The organism is Myxococcales bacterium (assembly GCA_012517325.1).
Lineage (GTDB): Bacteria > Lernaellota > Lernaellaia > Lernaellales > Lernaellaceae > JAAYVF01.
This window is the reverse complement of sequence record JAAYVF010000116.1, coordinates 22,283-41,776: the sequence shown is the minus strand read 5'-3', so window position 1 is coordinate 41,776 and position 19,494 is coordinate 22,283. Positions and strand designations below refer to the sequence as shown.

Here is a 19,494-nt window from a genome sequence, read left to right as displayed (position 1 = left end):
TTATCCTCCAAACAGGCCGCGGCGGATCAGCAGCGAGAGCAACATGCTGGCCAACGCGGCGTAAAGCATATACTGCCACAGGGGTTCGCGGCGCGGGTATTCGACCTCGGGCGCGGCGAACACCTCGGCCGGCGCCGGATTGAGCTTGCCGCCGCCGATGGCGACGGCCCGGGTCAGGAGAGCGCGGTCGGGTTGCACCGCGACGAATTCGGGCGGCGGCGCCAGATTCACCTGGCCGACGCCCTGGCTGCGCTGCAGGCCGCCGCCGCGCGGCTCGACCAGGAGCGAATACGCGCCGTATTCAGGCACCGGGAACCGGCCTTCGTAGCCGCCCGGCTGAGTCTGCTTGAGCGTCGCCTCTTGCGGCGTCCCGTCGGGGCCGGTGATCTTCAGCGCGAGGTCGAGGTCGTTGACGAAATTGCCGAACTGATCGGTGACGTCGATCCGGGTGGCGGCTTGCCGGTCGGCGGTGACGGCCTCGATGCGGTAGTTGCGCAGGGCCATGTCGGCCAGGGTGCCGCGCACCAGACGGGCCATCAGATTGCCGTAGCCGGGCCAGGTCCGCCAGTCGGCCGCCCATTTGCCGCCCGTGTCGGTGGCCAGCGCGGTGACGCGACCCAGGCCGTAGCGCCAGCGGGCGAGCAGCGGTTCCTCGCGATCGGCGGTGAGGTAGACCTCGCTGGTGGGCTTGGTCGCGGCCGGATTGTAGCCGGTCAATTCGGGCAACGCCGCGGCGTCGATGCCTTCGAGCAGGTCGCCTTTTTTCAGCACGGCCGGTTTGAACTTCTTTTCGACCGTGCCGGTTTTGGTGATCTGCTTGGCTTCCTCCAGGAAAATGCGGGGGATCTGCGAGAAGTCCTCGGTGTAGTAGTAGCGGCCCTTGCCGACCGAAGCGATCTTCTTCAGGTGCTCCTGGTCCGATTCCGAACCCAGCGCCACCGAGGAGATGGTGATCTTCTTGCTGCCCATCCATTCGACGAGGTGGCCCCACTGCTGGAAGGTGGTCAGCGAGATGCCGTCGGAGAGCAGAATGATGTGCTTGACCTTGGCGGTGTCGTCCTTGAGCAGTTTGTAGGCCTCGCTGATCGCCGGATAGATCGAGGTGCCGCCGTCCACGCCGTAGGTCTTGAGCTCCTCTTCCATCTTCTTCTTGTTGTCTTCCTTGCCGACCTTCTGCAACGGAATGGCCCAGCGCGGATAATCGTCGAAGAGGATGACGCCGATGCGGCTGCGTTCGTCGAGTTCGTTGATCGTTTCGTTGGCCGCCTGCACGGCCATCGAGAACTTGCGCTGCCGGGCCATCGACGCCGACTTGTCGATGACCAGCACCAGGGTCACCGGATTGGGCTCGGTCTTTTTCTTTTCCTTGAATTCGACCGGCATCATCTTTTTGATCGGCGCCCGGTTGTCTTTCTTGCCCAGCTCGCCGGTGTTTTCGCCGCCGATGACCAGCACGCCGCCCCCGCCTTCCTTGACGTATTGCAACAGCGCGCCCTGCTGCGCCGCCGTCATCGTCTGGTAATTCGGATCGGCCAGGACGACCACGTCGTAGGGGTACAGCGCGCCCGGCTGCGACGGCAGTTGTTCGGACGAGGCGGGCTGCACCTGGATGCGCGAGCCGTCGAGGGCCTCGACGAGCGGCAGATCGGCGTCGAGGCGCGAGGAGAAAAAGGCCACCTTGGGGCGGGCGGCGATGCGCAGCGACGCCGACATGGCGTTGTTTTCGGGATGCAGGTCGTCGGGCGCGTCGAGGCGGGCGCTCGCGGTGGCGGCGGCTTGTTCGCCGACCGCGGCCTCGGCGCTGAAATTGTTGCGCCCCGGTTCGACGTTGACGGTCTGGTTGAGGATCGTCTTGCCGCCGAGAATGATCGTCAGCTTGGCGGCGGTGGCGTAGTTGGTGACGACGGCGACGCCGACCTTGACGCGCTCGCCCGGCCGGGCCGCCGCGGGGACGGAGATCGATTCGACGTACAGGTCGCGGTCGGTGCGGGTGTCGAGGACGACGGCGTCCAGTTCGATGCCGTGGGCGGCCGCCTGGGTCGCGGCGGTGAGCAGATCGCCCTCGGTCTGGTTGCCGTCGGTCAACAGGATCGCGCGACGCGTGCAATTTTCGGGGAACAGATCGAACGAGTGCTGCAAGGCGCGGGCGATGTTGGTGCCGTACGGGTCATCCGGCCGCCGGAAGGCGTCGTCGTTTTTCGCCTGCTCGGGCGACAACAAGCGGGGATCGCCGGCGAAGATCAGGCGGCGCGTCCAGGTGTCGCCCCCCGATTGTTCGGCCTGGCGGATCCAGTCGCGCGCCCGGTCCCATTCGCCGTCGGGAATCGACGCCGAACCGTCGGCCAGGAACATGACCGCCAGTTGTTTTTCCTTTTTGGTGTGCGACAGTTGGGCGTAAGCCAGGACGCCCAGCAGCAGCGACACGCCGGTCGAGGCCACCAGCAGAATCCGCAGCCATTGTTGCAGCATCAGCCGGCTACGGCGCGAAAAGAACGCCAGCGAGGCGATCGCGCCCGCCAGGCCGAGGACCAGCAGGATCGTCGTTCCGGTCGAGACTCCCAGCGAGAGCCCGCGCAGGTAATTAAGCCAGTCGCCCATGATAGAACAACACCAAGTCCAGAACGATTAATACCAAGGCCGCCAGCACCAGCCACGGCCAGAAAATTTCGCGCGTTTCGCCTTCCAGCGACCGCGGGAAGGTCGGCAGCGCCGCCCCCGGCGTCGGGTGAAGGTCGGATTCCTCCGGATCGGTCAGGCTGACGGCCAGGACGCGCAGGGCGTCGGCGTCGGCGTAGGTGTAGAAGCCCGGGACGGTCGGGCGGAACAGGGCGCGCCCGCTCCGCACCGGAACGGAGATTTTCTGGTCGAGCGGGTCCTGCACGATCACCTGCTGCCGGCCGGGGGTCACGGCCAGTTCGACCTTTTCGCCCAGCCGGTTGCCGGTGCGGATTTCGCCTTCCGGTTTGCGGCTGAAGAGCTGCACGGCGTTGTGCAGGAAGATCGGAAACGCCGGCTGGATCGGAAAATCGCTCTTTACCAGGTCGAAGGCAACACCCAGCAGGTAGCGCCCGCCGTTTTCGCGCAGCAGCATCAGGGCGCCGTCGTAGTGGCCCATCAGGACGATGTCCTTGTCCTGCGGCTGCAGCACGCGGGCTTCCTCGATGTGCAGTTCGCTCATCGTGACGTGCTGCAACAGCGGGTTGCCGTCCGCCCAGCCGGTCGTCGCCGGATTTTTCTTGTTGGCCTTGACCACGAAGGGGCCGCCCGGCGGCGGCGCGAAGTAGATCGCGCTGCCGGCCGGCGGCTGGGCCGGGGCGAATTTATCGAAGACGACCACGTCGAAGCGGGCCGTCAGGCCCGGATGGTAATCGCCGTTCGGGATCGTCGTCAGGTCGATCGTCTGGTCCAGCCCCAGCGCGTTGCGCAAAAACAGGTTCTGGCCGCCGACGAGCAGCACGCGCGCTTTGGGCGTCGCCGGCAAAAAGGCGAACGCGGCGTCGTCGCTGGGCAGCGCGTCCTTGCCGCCGTCGGCGAACTCCGTCTTGCGCAGCAGCGCCGTCAGCTTGCCCGCCGCGCCGACCGGCAGGCCGACGACCTGCGAGTAGCGGCCGCCCGGCGCCAGTTGCAGGGTCTGCACGCCCAGCGTCTGGGTCGGCGTGTAGACCGCCAATTCGGTTTTCGCCGGCGCGTCGGCGTAATTCATCACTTCCACCAGCGCGTCGTAGGAATCCGACAGGTTCGCGGTCTGCCGCACGGCGAAAGAGGTGATGGCGACGTTGGGCGCCGGCGACCCGGCGCCGACGACGGTCGTTGCGGTGTCGGGCCACTGCGGCGGCGTGACGCGATCGGGCCGGTCGGTGATCACGATCAGCTGCTTGATGTCTTTTTCGCCGACGCCGGCGTAGGAAAAAGCGGCCGCGACGTAGGCGAGCGCGTCGTCCATCCGGGGCGCGCCGCCGCCGGCCGACAGGGCGCCGAGCGCTTTTTTGATTTCCTCGCGGTCGGAGGTGAAGGGCGTCAGCGCCTCGACGGTGGACCCGGCGGCGACGATCATCACGCGGTCGACGGGCGCCAGGGTTTCGATGGTCTGCCAGGCGTGACGGCCGGCCTGCCGCAGCCGCGAGGCGTCGCCGTCGACGGCGGCCATGCTTTCGGAGGTGTCGAAGACCAGGGCGATCCAGCGGCGGTTGATTTCGGCGGCGGGCGGCCGCGGATCGACCAGCGCCAGGCAGATCAGCAGGAAGAGGAGCAGTTGCACGAGCAGGCTGGCCAGTTCCTGCCAGAACGAGCGGGTGGTGCCCATGACCTTCTGCCAGATGAGCGTCGAGCTGACCGCCCGGCCGCGGCGCGTCAGGCGCAGCAGAAAGACCACGATCACCGCGGCGGCCAGCGAGCCGTAAAGGATGGCGAAAGTGATCCAGCCGATGCCGTGGGCGATCATTTGATGAATTGCCCCTCGCGAAAGACGCGCAGGATCATGTCCTCGAACGGGATCGAGGTGCGCGCGTACAGGTAATGGCAACGCAGGGCGTTGCAGACCGTTTTCAGTTTTTCCAGATAGGCTTCGTATTCGACCCGGTATTTCTTCAGGGTGCGGGGGCTGATGGTGACCTGCAGCCGGCGATTGGTTTCGCTGTCGTTGAGGGTCATCGTGCCGCGCCACTTCGGATCGGCTTCGTATTCGTGGTGGAGGCAGATGGCCGACAGGTCGAAGCCGCCGGCGAAGGCGATCTTCAGGGCGCGTTCGTAGCCCGCTTCGTCCCAGAAATCGGACACCGCCACCAGCAGGCCCTTGTTCTTCGTGCGGTTGGCGAAGGCGCGGAACGCCTTTTCCATGTCGGTCTGCGGGGCCGGCTCGAGGTTTTCGAGGTACTCGAAGATTTTCAGGATCTGGCCCTTGCCGCGCACCAGCGACATTTCGGGCAGCAACTCGGCGCCGAAGGGTTGGATCGACACCATGTCGAGGTTCGCCAGCGCGATGTAGGCCAGGGCGGCGACGACCTTGCGGCCGTAATCGAATTTGCTCGGGTGCCCGTAATCCATCGAGCGGCTGGCGTCGAGCAGAAAATAGACGTTAAGGTTTTCTTCCTCGTGGAACAGCTTGGTCACCAGGTGGCCGATGCGGGCGTAGAGGTTCCAGTCGAGGTAGCGCGGGTCGTCGCCGGCGTTGTAATCGCGGTAATCGGCGAATTCCATGCCCCAACCGGTTTTTTTCGAGCGCGTTTGCGCCGTATCCTTGCCCGCGAACAGCTTTTTCGAGAGCAGGTACAGGTAATCGAGCTTTTTCAAAAACTCGTCGTCAAACAAACGGCCCAAGCAACTCTCCCTAACGGACGGATCGGCGACAACCCGGGCAACTCATTGCAACGGGCGGCGATCCGCGGTTATTGACCGCTACTGATGGAACTGAGATAGCGTTGTACGTAAGCGCGAATCGACATGGGAATCGTCGGATCCTGCAGCAACTCCTTGGCCTCCGATTGGTAGGTCGCCATGATCTTGTCGTAGGAGGCTTTGTCGGCTCCTTCGAGGTCTTCCAGGATCTGCACCGAGGAGCGGCCCTCGCCGACCTGGCCCTGCAGGGTTTCCTGGCGCCCGGTTCCCGTGACGTCCTCGTGTTTCATCTTGATCGCGCCGCGGTAGGTGCCGCCGCCGCGCCCGGCCTTCGACGGGCCATTGTTCGGATTGATCTGCTGGCCGATCTCGGTGTTCAACTTGACCCCTTGGACCTGGTTGGGATCCATTTTGACCATCCGCATCTCGCCGTTGGGCGGCAGCGGCTGCCCTTGATCGGAAACCAGCACCGGATTTTGCGGCGTCGGGTTGCTCTTTTGGTTGGCGGCGCGCTTGTCGTTGACATCCTGCTTGGCATCCACCATGCGGCCCAGGTGCTTGGAATATTCCTGCAGAAATTCGCTGAATGATTGCTGCTGGGCGCCCTGGGTCTTGTTGCGGAACGAGCCCATCGGGTCGCCTTCGTGGCCCTGGTTCTGGCCGAACAACGACTGCATCATCAGGTTCGAGGCGGCGTCCATTCCCTTGTTCGAATTGTCGCGCATGTTGTCGACGTAGGCTTGCACCGACGCCAGGCGCGGGTCTTTGTCCAGCAGGGTCGAGTCGAGTTGCTCGAAGGCCTTGCGCATCGAGGAATCGATGTTCGCATCCACTTCGCCCAGCGCCCGCAGGTCGGTCGGGTTGAGGCGATCGTTGGGACGCACCGCGGGCAGGCCGTCCGCCGCCAGCACCGCCCCGGCGCCCATCGGCCGTTTCTCGGACTTCTCGGCCATGTCTTCTTTATAGATGGTTTCGGGAAGCGTCGGTTCCGCCGGCGCCTGCATGGCCAGTTGCCGCGCGTTCTCGCGCAGCTCGGTCAGGCGCGCCCGCCAATCGCCCACCAGGCCGCGCAACCCGGTCAGCGCGGGCAGAAACTGCGCCGCCGCCGGCAGATCGCGGAACCCTTCCTCGGCCAATTCGCTCGGCAACGGTTGAGCGATGCCTTGGATGTCGGACTTCGCCGGTTCGCGCAGCAGCGAGAGCCAATTGATCGCCGCCGCCGCGTACACCAGCGGAATCGCCAACAACAGGGTCGCCAACCGGCGGCTGTAGCCGGGTTGCCAGACGGGGACCAACGTCTCGAGGGGCAAGGTCGGAGCAACGGTCTCGGCATCGGCGATCGCCAGATCCATCAAGGGATGGCGCGTGGGCAAGCCGGAAAAATACAAGGCGTTGGTCAGTCGATCCTGCAGGGCCGCGCGCTGGTCCAGATCCCAGGCTAGGCGACGCGTCGAGGCCCCGAGCGCGGCGAAGGTCGCGCCGCCGGCCAATACCGCAGCGGCCAGCGAGAAGACGACGGTCAGCAGTGTATCCGCACCCACCAGGTTGAGCGAATGCAACAACACCACGATCGTGGAAGCGAAGACCGCCGCCGGAATCGCGTAGGAGAGGGCGTGAATCAAACGTGTCAGCAGGACCCGCCGGCGAACGCGTGAGATCACCAGATGAAGACCAACTGGTTTCATTCTCTTTTTTCTGCCTTCCAGCAACCGAAGCCTTCCGCGGGAAAGAAGGTGTCGGTTTTCAATGTACGCACTCGGCCGACCTGGGGTGCGATTTTTTTCTTTTTCTCCACCTTTTGCAAGGGGCACCCGTCAAAATCATTATAAGGATTGGTTCTCAGCAATCAAACAAAAAAAGATAGTCGATTGCATTTCCCATTTTTCCTCGGCAAGGTTGAGGCGAAACGACGGTAAAGCGGAACGGAGTTTTTGACGAATGGGTAAAAAGTGTTGGATTTTATTCTTCTTTATCCTCTTTTTGGCGGCGGTGGGGCCGACAATGGCGGTTTTCGCCGAACCGGAAACAGCCGCTCAACCGCTCCATTCGGTGGAGTCCTATTTACAGATCAAGCAGGCCGTCGGCGCGCGTTGGCTGGCCGACGGCAAAACGGTGGTCTATCGGACTAACGTCAGCGGCACCTATCAGCTTTGGCGGTTGGATACCTCGGGAGGCGAGCCGATACAAATCACCGCGTATGACGATCCCGTCGACGCGTTCGCGCCGTCGCCGGCCGATCCGCACGTTCTGGTGTTCGAGCTGGCCAAGGCCGGCGACGAACGCACCCAGCTTTTTCTGACCGATCCGCTGACCGGCAAGACCGAAGCGTTGACCGCCGACGAAAAGGCCATTTTTCATTTCGGCGCCTGGTCGCGCGACGGCCGGCAATTCGCCTATACCTCCAACGAGCGGCAGGCGGCGTTCTTCGACGTTTACGTGATGGATCCGGCGACCCGGACAAGCCGCCGCGTTCTGCAGAGGGACGCGAATCTCGAAGCCAAGGCATTCAGCCCCAGCGGCGAGCGGTTGGTGGTAGCGGAGTGGGAATCGTCGTTCAACAACAATTTGTACCTGGTCGATCTGGTCAAGCCGGATACCGCGCCGATGCTACTGACCAAGCATTCGGGTTGGGCGACTTATCAACCGGTCGTCTGGCCGGTCGGCCCGAAGTCGGCCAAGGGTTTTCAACTGATTTCGAACCTCGGCATCGAATGGTCGCAACCGGCGTTCATGGACGTGGAAAACCTGACGCTCAATTATCAGGATCGCGGCCGTCTGGAAGCCGAGCAACTCGTTTTTTCGCGCAACGGCGTCGTCCAGGCCTATACCCTCAATAACCAGGGATTTTCCCGGATCGTGATCACCGACATCAGCCGGAACGTATTGCTGCCGCCGCCGCGATTGCCCGAGGGCGTCCTGGTCGATCTCGATCTTTCACCGCAGGGCGACCGCCTGTTGCTGGTGTACACCAGCCCCACGGTCCCGGCGGAGGTCTACGTCGAGAATCTGGCCGACGGCGAGACGAAGCGACTGACCTTTTCCGACCTGGCGGGAATTCCGGCCGAATCGTTCATCGCGCCCAAGCTGGCGTTTTATCCGACGCGCGACGAAAAAGGGGTGCCGGCTTTCGTTTATCTGCCCGGCAACCGGTCCGCCGCCGACAAGGCGCCGGCCGTTCTCTATTTGCACGGCGGGCCGGAATCGCAGGAACGGCCGGGGTTCAATTGGCTGTTTCAATATTTTCTCAGTCGCGGCTACGCGGTCGTCGCGCCGAACATCCGCGGCAGCAGCGGTTACGGCAAGACGTATCTGCACCTGGACGACAAGGAAAAGCGTGTGGACGCGGTCCGCGACGTGGCCGACGCGGCGGTGTTCATCAAAAAGAACCTGCCGCAGATCGACGCCGGCCGCCTGGCGCTGCTGGGCGGATCGTACGGCGGCTATCTCGTGCTGGCCGGGTTGGTGGAATATCCGGATTTGTTCGCGGCCGGAGTGGACATCGTGGGGATCGCCAATTTCGAGACGTTCCTCGAGCAGACCGGACCGTGGCGGCGGGCGCAGCGCGAGGCCGAATACGGCTCGCTGGCCGCCGACCGGGAATTGCTGCGCCGGCTCAGCCCGCTGCATCGCGCCGATCAGATCCGCGCGCCGCTACTGGTCATCCACGGTCGCAACGATCCGCGCGTGCCGCTGGGCGAAGCCGAGCAGATCGTCCAGGCGCTCCGGCAGCGCGGCAACCCGGTCGAACTGCTGATCTATGACGACGAGGGCCACGGTCTGCGCAAAATGACGAACAAACTCGCCGCTTATCCGATACTCGCCGCGTTTCTGGAACGTTATTTGCGCCCGGCTCCACAGCCGCCGGCGAGCGGCGGCATTGATTGACAACCCGGGTTAATGCCGGATAATTGGCGGGCATCTCGTCCGGAGGACGTTCGTCATGGCCAAGACCGGTTTCGTGCAGCACCCGCTCTATCTCGAGCACGTGATCGACGATTACCATCCGGAAAGCCCCGATCGACTGATCTCCATTTACGATATGGTCGCCCGTGAGTTCGCCGACCGCCTGACGATGATCGCGCCCCGCGAGGCCTCGCTCGAGGAACTGACCTGGGTCCACGACCGGAATTATGTCGATATGGTGGCGCGCACCGAGGGGCGCTACGTGCGGCTCGATCCGGATACCGGCACCTGCCCGCAGACGTATCGCGCTTCGCTGCTGGCCGCTGGCGGCCTGTTGACGGCGGTCGACGCCCTGTACGCCGGCGAGGTCGAGCACGTCTTTGCGGCGGTGCGGCCGCCGGGCCACCACGCCGAGGCGAATCATTCGATGGGTTTCTGCCTGTTCAACAACGTGGCGATCGCCGCCGAATACGCGCTCAAGAAACACCAGGCGCGCCGGGTGCTGATCTACGACTGGGATTTGCACCACGGCAACGGCACGCAGCATTGCTTCGAGCGCTCGCACCGCGTGCTGTACGTCTCCACCCATCAGTTCCCCTATTACCCGGGCACCGGCAACTTCAACGAAGTCGGATTCGGCGAGGGCGAGGGTTACACGGTCAACATTCCGCTGTCGGGCGGGTTCGGGGGCGGCGATTATCTGGCCTTCATGGACCGGATCATCAAGCCGATCGCCCTGGAATACGAGCCCGATCTGGTCATCGTCAGCGCGGGCTACGACACCTACGAGAACGATCCGCTCGGCGCGATGAAACTCACCACCGAAGCCTACGGCGTGTTGACCGAACGCCTGATCGAGATCGCCCGGCAATGCGCCCACGGCCGGCTCCTGTTCGCGCTGGAGGGCGGCTACCACCTCGGCGGCCTGACCGACGGCGTGCGCAAAACGCTGCAGGTGCTGCTCGATGACCGCGCCCCGGCGGCCTGGGCGAATCCGCCTCTGCTCCGCGAGGAAATGACTGAAATGGTGATTCGCAAGGTGCTCGAAAACCAACGGCCGTTCTGGAAGTCGTTGCGCGCGGGCGAATGACCATGCCGTGGCGGGAACTGCCGCACACCGCCGATCTCTGCCTCGAAATCACCGCGCCGGATTGGCCGGCGCTGGTCGTCGAAGCCACGCGGGCGCTGGCCGCCCGACTTGGCGGGGTCGACGAACGGGCGCCGGGCAAGGCACGGCGGCTGGCGCTCTCGGGCCCGGATCGCGAGGAACTGCTGGTCCGGTGGCTGGCGGAACTGTTGTATCTGTCGGAAGTGGAAAAACGAGCGCCGGTGGCGGTGCGCCTGACGACGGCGACCAACCGCGAACTGGCCGGCGAGGTCGACTTTTTGCCGCTGGTCGCGCCGGCGGGGGCGATCAAGGCGGTGACTTATCACAATCTGGCGGTCGTCGCCGCGGCGGACGGCTGGCGGGTGCGGATCGTTTTCGATGTCTGACGTTGCAAAGCAATGGCTGGTCGTGGAAGGCGTGAGCAAGACGTTTCACGCCGCCGGCGGCCTGATGAACCGGCGCGGGCGGCCGGTGGCGGCTCTGCGCGAAGTCGGCTTGACGCTGGGGCCCGGCGAGAAGCTGGGCGTGGTCGGCGAATCCGGCTCCGGCAAAACCACGTTGGGCCGGATCATCGTCGGCCTGGTGACGCCGGACGCGGGGCGCGTGCTGCTCGACGGCGCGGACGTGCACCGTGTGACCGGCGAGGCGCGCCGGCGCGTGCGGCGCCGGGTGCAGATGATCTTTCAGGACAACGCCGGCGCGCTGGATCCGCGCCTGCGCATCGGCGCCGCGATCGCCGAGCCGCTCAAGGTGCATGGCCTGGGCGAAAACGACGCCGCGCGCCGCGCCCTGGTCGCGGCCTGGCTGGAAAAGGTCGGCCTCGACCGCTCGCTGCTCAACCGCCGGCCGCACGAACTGTCGGGCGGCCAGCGCCAGCGCGTCGGCATCGCGCGGGCGCTCATCGTCTCGCCCGACCTGCTGGTGGCCGACGAACCGGTCGCCAGCCTCGACGTCTCCATCCAGACCCAGATTCTGCGGCTGCTCGCCGATCTGGTCCGCGAGACGCGCGTCGCCCTGGTGTTCATTTCGCACGATTTGCGCGTGGTGCGGGCGCTGACCGAACGGGTGCTGGTGCTGTATCGCGGCCGGCCGGTCGAAATGGGGCCGACCGAGACCGTCATCGCGCGGCCGCGCCACCCGTATACGCAATCGCTGATCGCCTCGATCCCCGCTTTGCATCCCGAGGTGCGTCGGATATTAATGCGGGACGGGAGCGCGCCGGAAGCGGAGGCTCCTGACCGGTTTCCGTCGGTCGGTGACTGGCGGGAGGTGGAGCCCGGACACTGGATCGTCGCCGCCGATTGAGTCGCGGCGAGGGAGGGACCGATCATGACCATGCCCGAACAAATGAATGTATTGATCACCGGTTGTTCTTCCGGCATCGGGTATTCGCTGGCCCGCGACTTCCGGCAACGCCGGCACCGCGTTTTCGCCTCGGCGCGCCGCCCCGAATCGCTGACCGAGTTGAAGGCGGAAAATTTCGACATCGTGGCCCTCGACGTCACCGACCCCGCTTCGATCCAACACGCCGTGGACGAGGTCCTCGCGGCGGCAGGCCGGATCGATATGCTGATCAACAACGCCGGCTTCGGCCTGTTCGGCCCGACGATCGAACTACCGCTGCCCGAAATCCGCCGGCAGTTCGAAACCAACGTCGTCGGCGCGCTGGCCCTGATCCAGGCCGTCGTGCCGCACATGGTCAAGCACGGCTTCGGGCGAATCGTCAACGTCACCAGCGTCTCGGCCGTGCTGACCACCCCGTTCGCCGGCGCCTACTGCGCCTCGAAGGCGGCGATGCAGTCGTTTTCCGAGGCCTTGCGCATGGAACTGGCGCCGCTGGGCGTGGACGTCGTCGCGGTGCAGCCCGGCGCGATCCAATCGCGCTTCGGCGACAACGCCGCCTCGCTGACCGGCCAGTTCGGCGGGCCCGGGTCGCTTTACCATCCGATCGCCGAGTTCCTGATCAAACGCGCCCAGACCTCGCAGGAAAACGCCACGCCGACCGACGAATTTTCGCGGACGTTGGTCGATCTGCTGACGCAGCCGGTGCCGCCGCGCCTGATCCGCCTGGGCGAGGGTTCGACCCGTTTTCCGCTGCTCAAGCGCCTGATGCCCGAAGGGATGCTCGACCGGATGCTGATGAAACGGTTCGGTTTGGAATTGCTGCGCGCCAAGCTCAAGGAAAAAGCGAAGTAAAAACAAAGGATTTTGTTTTTTTCTCGCTTGGGCCGCGCCGGGGATGGACAAGGATTGCCTTGACACCCCTTCGGCGTGATTGTTATGGTGAAGCATATAGAAAACTTTTTGTTTTCTTGAAATCGGGGTTTCCCATCCGAATGCAGTGTCGTGCGGTCACCAGCACGGGAAATGCCTGCCCGGCCAACGCGGTCGCTGGTTCCGACTACTGCGCCACTCATCGGACTTTGCAGGAACGAAAAGAAACGCCGGAAGGAATTCCGCCGGCGTTCGCGACAAAGGATCCCGGACACAATCAGCAACTTGGTAAAAAGGAGGATACGAAGGTGGACGAAAAGAAACATATCGGCTTTATCCCGGGCCTGGCTTTGATCCTGGCCGTTTTGGCGCTGGCGCTGGTGGCCATCAATGCCCGTCGCGATACGCCGAATCTCGAGGAATTCGAAAAAGCGATGGATCTGAAAGTCAACGCGATGAACGAATCCATCGTGACCGCCGTGAAAAACGGCGAATTGGTCGATAAGCGCATCGATCGCGTCATGTTCCTGCGCAGCGTCGACAGCTTCCAATCCGCGGTCAACTCGATGAAAGTCGTGGCGGGCCCGGACGTGATGCCCGATCTCGAAGTGCTCTCCAAGCAGCTCGTGCTGATCAAGGCGAAGCTGGAAGGCGTGGCGGTGCCGGCTCCGGCTCCCGCGGCTCCCGAGAAAAAGGGCGAAGAGAAAAAAGCTCCCGAAAACAAGCCGCTCTAAGCGGTTGCGATTCGTTTGATCGCCAGGACCGGCCCCGGGCTGGTCCTTTTTTTACCGGACCGAATGGATCCGCCCGTAGCCCTTTCCGGATCGCGGGAAGGGCTGCGGCGTGCGGATTGATGGTGTTGGCCGGCTTCGCTCGCCGGCCGTTGGATTCGAGGGGGGAGATGAATACCTTGATCGTCGGCGCGGGCGCGATGGGCGGCCTCGTGGCCTACCTGCTCCATCGCTCCGGCGCCTCGGTGATGCTCGTCGACAAGGATCCGCGCCTTGTGCAGGCCGTCGGCCGCGGCGGGCTGCGCGTGGAAGGCATCAGCGGCACGGAAATCCTGCCGGTGCCGATTGGCGACCGGCCGACGACCCGCACGCCGCCCGAGCTGATCGTCATCCTCGTCAAATGCCACGATACCGCCGACGCCGCCCAGGCCGCCGCGCCGTTCGCCGACGCGCGCACCCTCGTCCTGTCGCTGCAAAACGGCATCGGCAACGAGGAAATCCTCGCCGCAACCTTCGGCGCCGAACGCGTCGCCGGCGGCGCCACGAACCTCGGCGCGGCCCTGCTCGCCCCCGGGCACCTGCTGCACACCGCCTGGGGCGACACCGCGATCGCCCCGTTCGATCCGCTCGCCGCCGAACGCACGGCGGCGGCCGCGGCCTTCCTGTCGCGGCACGGCATCAAGACCACCGTCGCCGACGACCTGCGGTCGTTGCGCTGGAGCCGCGTGCTGGTGCAGATCGGCGTCGGCGCCATCGCCTCGCTGACGCGGGTGCGGCACGGCAACGTGCTCAACCTGGATCCGGCCCGGCGACTGATGCGCCTGGCGGTCGAGGAAACCGCACGCATCCTGCAAGCGGCGAACATCAAACTGACCTACAACAGCCCCGTCACCCAGGTGGAGCAGTATCTCGCCCACACCGCGGATCACCTGCCCACCATGCTGCAAGACCTGTTCAAAAAGCGGCGCACCGAGATCGAAGCCCTCAACGGGGCGGTGGTCAAACTGGCCGAAAGCCTGGGGCTGGACGCGCCGGTCAACCGCACCCTGATGCTGCTGGTGCAGACGCTGGAACAGTCCAACTGAGATCTCGGCGCCGCCGGCGCCGGTTCCCCGGGTGTCGCTGGTCGGGCTTTCAATCGGTAGGGAAGATCACGAAACGACGATCGGTTCGCGCGCCTTGCGTTCGTGCTCGGCGGCGTCGGCCTTGGCTTGCTCTTCCTTGAATTGTTTTTCGTAGGGGCAGCCGCCCGGGGGCGGGCCGGCGGGGGCGGGGGGCGTCGTCTGGGGCACGAACTGCACGTTGCCCAGCGATTTGAGCTCGTTGAGCGTTTCGTTGCGCGTCCGTTCGACGCTGATGCCGAAGCCGCTGGGGATTTTCGTCAGTTTTTTCGACCCGCAGTGGGCGCACTTCTTGCGGCGACCGAACAGGCGCGGCGGCTCGAACATTTTCTCCATGAAGCTGCTGACCTTGCCGCACTTTTCGCAGCGGTATTCGTAAATCGGCATCGCGTCCGCTCCCGGTTGCTGATCTTGGCTAAATAATGGGTTGCCGCCGGCCCGCGGTCAACCGGGAAAACCCGGCGGGCGCTTTCCAAGACAGCGGGCAAATGCTACAAAAATCCCCAGCAACCGAGGACCGCGACCATGATCAAGCCCAGCGAAAAAAGCGTTTCGATTCCGCCGTTTCTGGTGATGGAAGTGTTGGAAAAGGCGCAGGCGATGGAAGCCGCCGGCCGGCACGTCATCCACCTGGAGGTCGGCGAACCCGATTTCGATTCGCCCGCCTGCGTCATCGACGCGGCCGCCGAGGCGCTGCGCGCCGGCCGCACCCACTACACGCACAGCATGGGGCGCCGCGAACTGCGCGCGGCCATCGCCCGCTGGCACGCCGAGCAGTACGGCACCACCATCGACCCCGACGCGATCATCGTCACCACCGGTTCCAGCCCGGCCCTGCTGCTGGCCTTTCAGGCGCTGTGCGATCCGGGCGACGAGGTCATCCTCGCCAATCCCGGCTACGCCTGCTATCCGCAAATCGTCGCTTTCGGCGGCGGCACGCCGGTGTTCGTCGACGTGTACGAGGAAGACGGCTTTCAGTACCGGCCCGAGGCGATCGCCGCGAAAATCACCCCCCGCACCAAGGCGATCCTCGTCAACAGCCCGTCCAACCCGACCGGCAACCTGCTGGACCGCGAGCGCCTGGCGGCCATCTGCGATCTGGGCCCGGTGGTGGTCAGCGACGAAATCTACCACGGCCTGGTTTACGAGGGCCGCGCGGCCAGCGCCCGCGAATTCAGCGAGCGGACGGTGATCGTCAACGGCTTCTCGAAATGCTTCGCGATGACCGGCTGGCGCCTGGGCTACCTGATCGTGCCGCCCGAACTGGCGCGGCCGATCCAGAAAATGCAGCAGAACTTTTTCATCTCCGCCGGCGATTTCGTCCAGGCCGCCGCCGTCACCGCCTTGCAAGGTTGCGCCGCTGAAATCGAGGCCATGCGTCTGGCCTACGACCGCCGCCGCCGGCTGTTGCTGGCGCGCTGCCGCGAGATCGGCCTGGGCGTGACCGTCGCGCCGACCGGCGCGTTCTACGTCTTCGGCAACGCCAAGGCCCAGTGCGCCAAGCGCGGCCTGAACAGCTACGAGCTGGCGTTCGACATCCTCGAACGGGCGGGCGTGGCGGTGACGCCGGGCACCGATTTCGGCCCGGGCGGCGAGGGGTACCTGCGCCTGAGCTACGCCAACTCGTACGAAAACCTGGCCGAGGGACTGCAGCGGCTGGAGCGCTATTTCGCCGGTTGAACCGGGGCGGACCCCCGCGTTGAAATCGTTCCAAGGTTTGTGTAAAAATGCACACTCGGCCGTTGGCGCGCCGCGTCGAACGCGGCCGGGCGCGCGGCGGCCGCGGTGAGCTAAAACACATTCTGATAAGGACAATACGAAAATTTTCGTTTTCTGACGTGCGTTTGAAGGTTGGCCTTTCGCCGGGCCACGAACACCCCAAAAATTGTTTCAAAGTTTGGAATGAGGGACACACCATGGCGCTAAAACCTGCAGAACGGAAGAAGCTGGAGGAGATCGCCCTGCGGATCCGCGAGGGCATCGTCGACACCACGCTGGCCTGCGGCGGCAGCCACATCGGCGGCGCGTTCAGCCAGACGGACATTCTGGTCGCGCTTTACTATCGGGTGATGAAGATCGATCCCAAGAAACCGCAATGGGATCAGCGCGACCGCTTCATTCTCAGCAAAGGCCACGGCGGCGTCGGCCACGCGGTCATCCTGGGTGACCTGGGCTACTTCGACAAGAAAGACCTAAAGAAATTCAACAAGACCGGCTCGCCCTTCGGCATGCACCTGGACTGCCTGAAGGTCGCCGGCGTGGACGCCTCGACCGGTTCGCTGGGCCACGGCCTGTCGATCGGCATCGGCATGGCCATGGGCGCCCGGTTGCAGGGCAAGAAGTGGCACACCTACGTCGTGATGGGCGACGGCGAACTCGATGCCGGCCCGGTGTGGGAAGCGGCGATGTCGGCCGCGCACTTCAAGGTCACCAACCTGACGGCCTTCGTCGACCGCAACGGCCTGTGCATCGACGGCCCAACCGAGAAAATCATGGCCCTCGAACCGCTGAAGGCCAAATGGGAAGCCTTCGGCTGGCGGGTGATCGAGATCGACGGCCACGACTTCGACCAGATCTGCGACGCGATCGAAACCGCCCATGCCGAAACCGAAAAACCGGTGCTCATCCTCGCCAATACGGTCAAGGGTAAGGGCGTGGACTTCATGGAAAACCAGGCCGGCTGGCACTACGCCGGGTTGGACGAGGCGAAAGCGAAACAGGCCCTCGAATCGCTCCGCCGGAATTATAAGGGGAAATGACCATGGCAAAACAAACCGTGAAAGGCCTCACCTGGACGGTCGAAGACGCCGACCATATGACCCAAGCCGAAATTTACGGCGAAGTCCTGACCAAGCTCGGCCACGAAAACAAAAAAATCGTCGCCCTGACCGCCGACCTGGCCGGCTCCACCAAGATCGGCCGCTTCAGCAAGGATCACCCCGACCGGTTCTTCAACGTCGGCATCGCCGAAATCAACATGATCGCCATGGCCTCCGGCATGGCCGCCACCGGCCTGATTCCGGTCATCTCCACCTTCGCCGCCTTTGCCGCGCTGCGCGGCGCGGAATTCGTCCGCACCGACATCTCCTACCAGAAGCGCAACGTGAAGATCATCGCCACCCACAGCGGCACCTCGTTCGGCCAGGCCGGCACGACGCACCACTGCACCGAGGACTTCTCGGTGATGCGCGCCATGCCGCACATGGTCGTCATCGCCCCCGCCGACGCCTTCGAAACCGCCAAGGCGATGGAAGCGGCGATCGCCTACGACGGCCCGGTGTACATCCGCATCGGCCGCAGCTTCGAGCCGCCCGTGCACAAGAAGCGCGATTTCCCCTTCGAGATCGGCAAGGCGATTAAATTGCACGAGGGCACCGACGTCACCGTCATCGCCACGGGCCGCACGGTGGCCGGCGCGGTGGAAGCGGCGGAAATGGCCAAGGCGCAGGGCATCTCGGTGAAGGTGCTGGACATGCACACCATCAAGCCGATCGACGAACAGGCGGTGTTGGAAGCGGTGCTGGAAACCCGGCGCGTCATCACCGTCGAGGACCACAACGTGTTCGCCGGCCTCGGCAGCGCGGTGGCCGACGTCATCGCCGCCTCCGGCAAGGGCTGCGTGCTGCGCAAACTCGGCCTGCAGGACGAGTTTTCGATCGTCGGTTACCCGGACGATCTGCTGCACTATTACAAGATGGACGCCGACGGCATCATCGAGGCCATTCAGGCCGTCCTGAAAATGGACTTCGAGGCGGACGAAAACTGGGAAGACGAGGTGTAGCCATGCCGACGCCCGACGAAATCCAGGCCCGACTGTTTTTGCGCGCCGCGCTGCCGCTGACCAAGGTGGTGCGCGAGGATGAAAAATGGATCCGCCTGCTCACCAAGAAGCTGACCGGCGTGGTGCAGTTCGAGGTCAAGGACACCGACACCGCCGCCCACCTGGTCTTCGCCGAGGACACGCTCGAGGTGGTGCAGGGCCGGCACGAGAAGCCGACGGTGGCGTTCGTTTTCAAGGATCTCAAGTCGCTCAACGATTTCTTCGCCGGCCGCCTGGCGCTGCCGGCGGTGAAGGGCTTGTACCGGCTCGACGTGATCGTGCGCGTCGTGCCGCTGCTGCTGAGCCTGAAGATCCTTATGCCCGACGCCGACCCGAAGGATCCGGCCAAGCGCGCGCTCAAGGTCAAGCTGCTGCTCTACATGGTGACGACCGCCATGTCGCAGCTCAACAAGGCCGGCGATCCGGAAATGACCGACATGACGAAGATCAGCCCGGACCGCATCTTTCAGTTTGCCGTGAAAAACGGCCCGGCGGCCTACTTGCGCATGAAGGCCGGCAAGACCAAATCCGGCCGCGGCATCTACACGCGCCGGCGTCCGTTCGTGCTGTTCGAGTTTCCGGATTTTGACGCCGCATATCAGGTGCTGACCGCCAAGGTCCAGATGGTGGAGGCCGTCTCGAAAGGTTATTTGCATCTCGAAGGAGCGATGGAATACCAAAAAGAGATCGGCTTGCAAATGCAGCGTGTTGAGGAAATACTAACGCGATAATTTTCGCGATGGATCGTAGCGGAAAATTAAATTGACGCAACCTCCCGGGGGGCGATGGAAGAGCTGTGTGGGGGGAGTGTTGGTCAAGGAGGCGATGTCGCTTGAAATCTATCTCCGCCAAGTTGGGAATTTGGCCGAATGATCGTTTGTTGATGGTGAGTCCCGATCCGAAGGTCGTCGATCGAATCCAAGCCGAACAGCACGGTCACGCCTCGCTGGTTTACGAAGTGCCGGCCGGCGCCAAGGTGCCCATGGTGCTGATCTGGTTGCGCGAGGGAGACGACGCCACGGCGCTCGCCAACAAATACAAAACGCTGCTGGACGGCACGGGTCAGCTCTGGTTCTTCTTTCCCAAAAAAGAAACCATGCGCGCCAATCAACTGACCGTCACGCGCGAAACCGTGCAGCAGGACGTTTGCCAGGCCAACCTGGAAATGACCAAGATCTGCTCGATCGACGCCGACACCCAGGCCATGGGGTTTGTCCTGCCGCTCTAGGCGGCGACGACGAACGCGAGACACCGACCTTTCCC

At 64.2% G+C, this 19,494-nt stretch carries 17 protein-coding genes; 12 read left to right on the top strand and 5 right to left on the bottom strand.

Going from position 1 to position 19,494, the window contains the following annotated elements:
* From GX444_19395 to GX444_19380, 4 genes are all read right to left on the bottom strand, one after another.
* Positions 1-2,598, bottom strand: a complete 2,598-nt coding sequence (locus tag GX444_19395) for a VWA domain-containing protein (protein NLH50746.1) — start codon at positions 2,596-2,598, stop codon at positions 1-3.
* Positions 2,582-4,441 carry a VWA domain-containing protein gene (locus tag GX444_19390; GenBank protein NLH50745.1) on the bottom strand — a complete coding sequence of 620 codons (1,860 nt, stop codon included), beginning with the start codon at positions 4,439-4,441 and terminating at the stop codon, positions 2,582-2,584. The genes GX444_19395 and GX444_19390 overlap by 17 nt, the downstream gene beginning before the upstream one ends.
* Complete coding sequence (locus GX444_19385) at positions 4,438-5,316, bottom strand: DUF58 domain-containing protein (protein NLH50744.1); 879 nt, start codon at positions 5,314-5,316, stop codon at positions 4,438-4,440. Before GX444_19385 ends, GX444_19390 begins: the two co-directional genes overlap by 4 nt.
* A 68-nt stretch (positions 5,317-5,384) precedes the next feature.
* The gene (locus GX444_19380) at positions 5,385-7,019 is read right to left on the bottom strand and encodes a hypothetical protein (GenBank protein ID NLH50743.1); all 1,635 of its coding nucleotides are present in this window, start codon (positions 7,017-7,019) and stop codon (positions 5,385-5,387) included.
* Between the two features lie 253 nt (positions 7,020-7,272).
* On the opposite strand from GX444_19380, the gene GX444_19375 reads away from it, so the two are divergent.
* The 7 genes from GX444_19375 to GX444_19345 all read left to right on the top strand — a co-directional run bounded on the left by GX444_19375 (position 7,273) and on the right by GX444_19345 (position 14,375).
* Positions 7,273-9,219 carry a S9 family peptidase gene (locus GX444_19375; protein NLH50742.1) on the top strand — a complete coding sequence of 649 codons (1,947 nt, stop codon included), beginning with the start codon at positions 7,273-7,275 and terminating at the stop codon, positions 9,217-9,219.
* Between the two features lie 55 nt (positions 9,220-9,274).
* Positions 9,275-10,327, top strand: coding sequence for a histone deacetylase (locus tag GX444_19370; protein NLH50741.1), 1,053 nt, complete (start codon positions 9,275-9,277; stop codon positions 10,325-10,327).
* 2 nt (positions 10,328-10,329) lie between these two features.
* Positions 10,330-10,731 carry an archease gene (locus GX444_19365; GenBank protein ID NLH50740.1) on the top strand — a complete coding sequence of 134 codons (402 nt, stop codon included), beginning with the start codon at positions 10,330-10,332 and terminating at the stop codon, positions 10,729-10,731.
* The gene (locus tag GX444_19360) at positions 10,724-11,650 is read left to right on the top strand and encodes an ABC transporter ATP-binding protein (GenBank protein ID NLH50739.1); all 927 of its coding nucleotides are present in this window, start codon (positions 10,724-10,726) and stop codon (positions 11,648-11,650) included. The genes GX444_19365 and GX444_19360 overlap by 8 nt, the downstream gene beginning before the upstream one ends.
* Positions 11,651-11,680: 30 nt before the next feature.
* Complete coding sequence (locus GX444_19355) at positions 11,681-12,541, top strand: SDR family NAD(P)-dependent oxidoreductase (protein NLH50738.1); 861 nt, start codon at positions 11,681-11,683, stop codon at positions 12,539-12,541.
* A 59-nt stretch (positions 12,542-12,600) separates the two neighbouring features.
* Positions 12,601-13,293 carry a hypothetical protein gene (locus GX444_19350; protein ID NLH50737.1) on the top strand — a complete coding sequence of 231 codons (693 nt, stop codon included), beginning with the start codon at positions 12,601-12,603 and terminating at the stop codon, positions 13,291-13,293.
* Between the two features lie 167 nt (positions 13,294-13,460).
* The gene (locus tag GX444_19345) at positions 13,461-14,375 is read left to right on the top strand and encodes a 2-dehydropantoate 2-reductase (GenBank protein NLH50736.1); all 915 of its coding nucleotides are present in this window, start codon (positions 13,461-13,463) and stop codon (positions 14,373-14,375) included.
* A 66-nt stretch (positions 14,376-14,441) separates the two neighbouring features.
* On the opposite strand, the gene GX444_19340 is transcribed toward GX444_19345, so the two are convergent.
* Complete coding sequence (locus tag GX444_19340) at positions 14,442-14,798, bottom strand: zinc ribbon domain-containing protein (protein ID NLH50735.1); 357 nt, start codon at positions 14,796-14,798, stop codon at positions 14,442-14,444.
* Between the two features lie 138 nt (positions 14,799-14,936).
* Between GX444_19340 and GX444_19335 the strand changes: the two genes are divergently transcribed.
* From GX444_19335 to GX444_19315, 5 genes are all read left to right on the top strand, one after another.
* Positions 14,937-16,091, top strand: coding sequence for a pyridoxal phosphate-dependent aminotransferase (locus GX444_19335; GenBank protein ID NLH50734.1), 1,155 nt, complete (start codon positions 14,937-14,939; stop codon positions 16,089-16,091).
* A gap of 236 nt (positions 16,092-16,327) precedes the next feature.
* Positions 16,328-17,170 carry a transketolase gene (locus GX444_19330; GenBank protein NLH50733.1) on the top strand — a complete coding sequence of 281 codons (843 nt, stop codon included), beginning with the start codon at positions 16,328-16,330 and terminating at the stop codon, positions 17,168-17,170.
* A gap of 56 nt (positions 17,171-17,226) precedes the next feature.
* Entirely contained in the window at positions 17,227-18,192 is a 966-nt protein-coding gene (locus GX444_19325; GenBank protein NLH50732.1) for a transketolase family protein, read from the top strand.
* 2 nt (positions 18,193-18,194) lie between these two features.
* The gene (locus GX444_19320; protein NLH50731.1) at positions 18,195-18,962 is read left to right on the top strand and encodes a hypothetical protein; all 768 of its coding nucleotides are present in this window, start codon (positions 18,195-18,197) and stop codon (positions 18,960-18,962) included.
* A 101-nt stretch (positions 18,963-19,063) separates the two neighbouring features.
* Positions 19,064-19,459 (top strand): DUF3052 family protein, encoded by a 396-nt coding sequence (locus GX444_19315; GenBank protein NLH50730.1) that lies wholly within the window; start codon positions 19,064-19,066, stop codon positions 19,457-19,459.
* Positions 19,460-19,494 lie beyond the last annotated feature (35 nt).

What these genes read in the sequence shown, in the direction of transcription:
- GX444_19395 (NLH50746.1), bottom strand. Translation starts at nt 2,598, where the DNA reads ATGGGCGACTGGCTTAATTACCTGCGCGGGCTCTCGCTGGGAGTCTCG.
- GX444_19345 (NLH50736.1), top strand. Translation starts at nt 13,461, where the DNA reads ATGAATACCTTGATCGTCGGCGCGGGCGCGATGGGCGGCCTCGTGGCC.
- GX444_19370 (NLH50741.1), top strand. Translation starts at nt 9,275, where the DNA reads ATGGCCAAGACCGGTTTCGTGCAGCACCCGCTCTATCTCGAGCACGTG.
- GX444_19320 (NLH50731.1), top strand. Translation starts at nt 18,195, where the DNA reads ATGCCGACGCCCGACGAAATCCAGGCCCGACTGTTTTTGCGCGCCGCG.
- GX444_19340 (NLH50735.1), bottom strand. Translation starts at nt 14,798, where the DNA reads ATGCCGATTTACGAATACCGCTGCGAAAAGTGCGGCAAGGTCAGCAGC.
- GX444_19380 (NLH50743.1), bottom strand. Translation starts at nt 7,019, where the DNA reads ATGAAACCAGTTGGTCTTCATCTGGTGATCTCACGCGTTCGCCGGCGG.
- GX444_19325 (NLH50732.1), top strand. Translation starts at nt 17,227, where the DNA reads ATGACCCAAGCCGAAATTTACGGCGAAGTCCTGACCAAGCTCGGCCAC.
- GX444_19355 (NLH50738.1), top strand. Translation starts at nt 11,681, where the DNA reads ATGCCCGAACAAATGAATGTATTGATCACCGGTTGTTCTTCCGGCATC.
- GX444_19335 (NLH50734.1), top strand. Translation starts at nt 14,937, where the DNA reads ATGATCAAGCCCAGCGAAAAAAGCGTTTCGATTCCGCCGTTTCTGGTG.
- GX444_19330 (NLH50733.1), top strand. Translation starts at nt 16,328, where the DNA reads ATGGCGCTAAAACCTGCAGAACGGAAGAAGCTGGAGGAGATCGCCCTG.
- GX444_19375 (NLH50742.1), top strand. Translation starts at nt 7,273, where the DNA reads ATGGGTAAAAAGTGTTGGATTTTATTCTTCTTTATCCTCTTTTTGGCG.
- GX444_19360 (NLH50739.1), top strand. Translation starts at nt 10,724, where the DNA reads ATGTCTGACGTTGCAAAGCAATGGCTGGTCGTGGAAGGCGTGAGCAAG.
- GX444_19390 (NLH50745.1), bottom strand. Translation starts at nt 4,441, where the DNA reads ATGATCGCCCACGGCATCGGCTGGATCACTTTCGCCATCCTTTACGGC.
- GX444_19365 (NLH50740.1), top strand. Translation starts at nt 10,330, where the DNA reads ATGCCGTGGCGGGAACTGCCGCACACCGCCGATCTCTGCCTCGAAATC.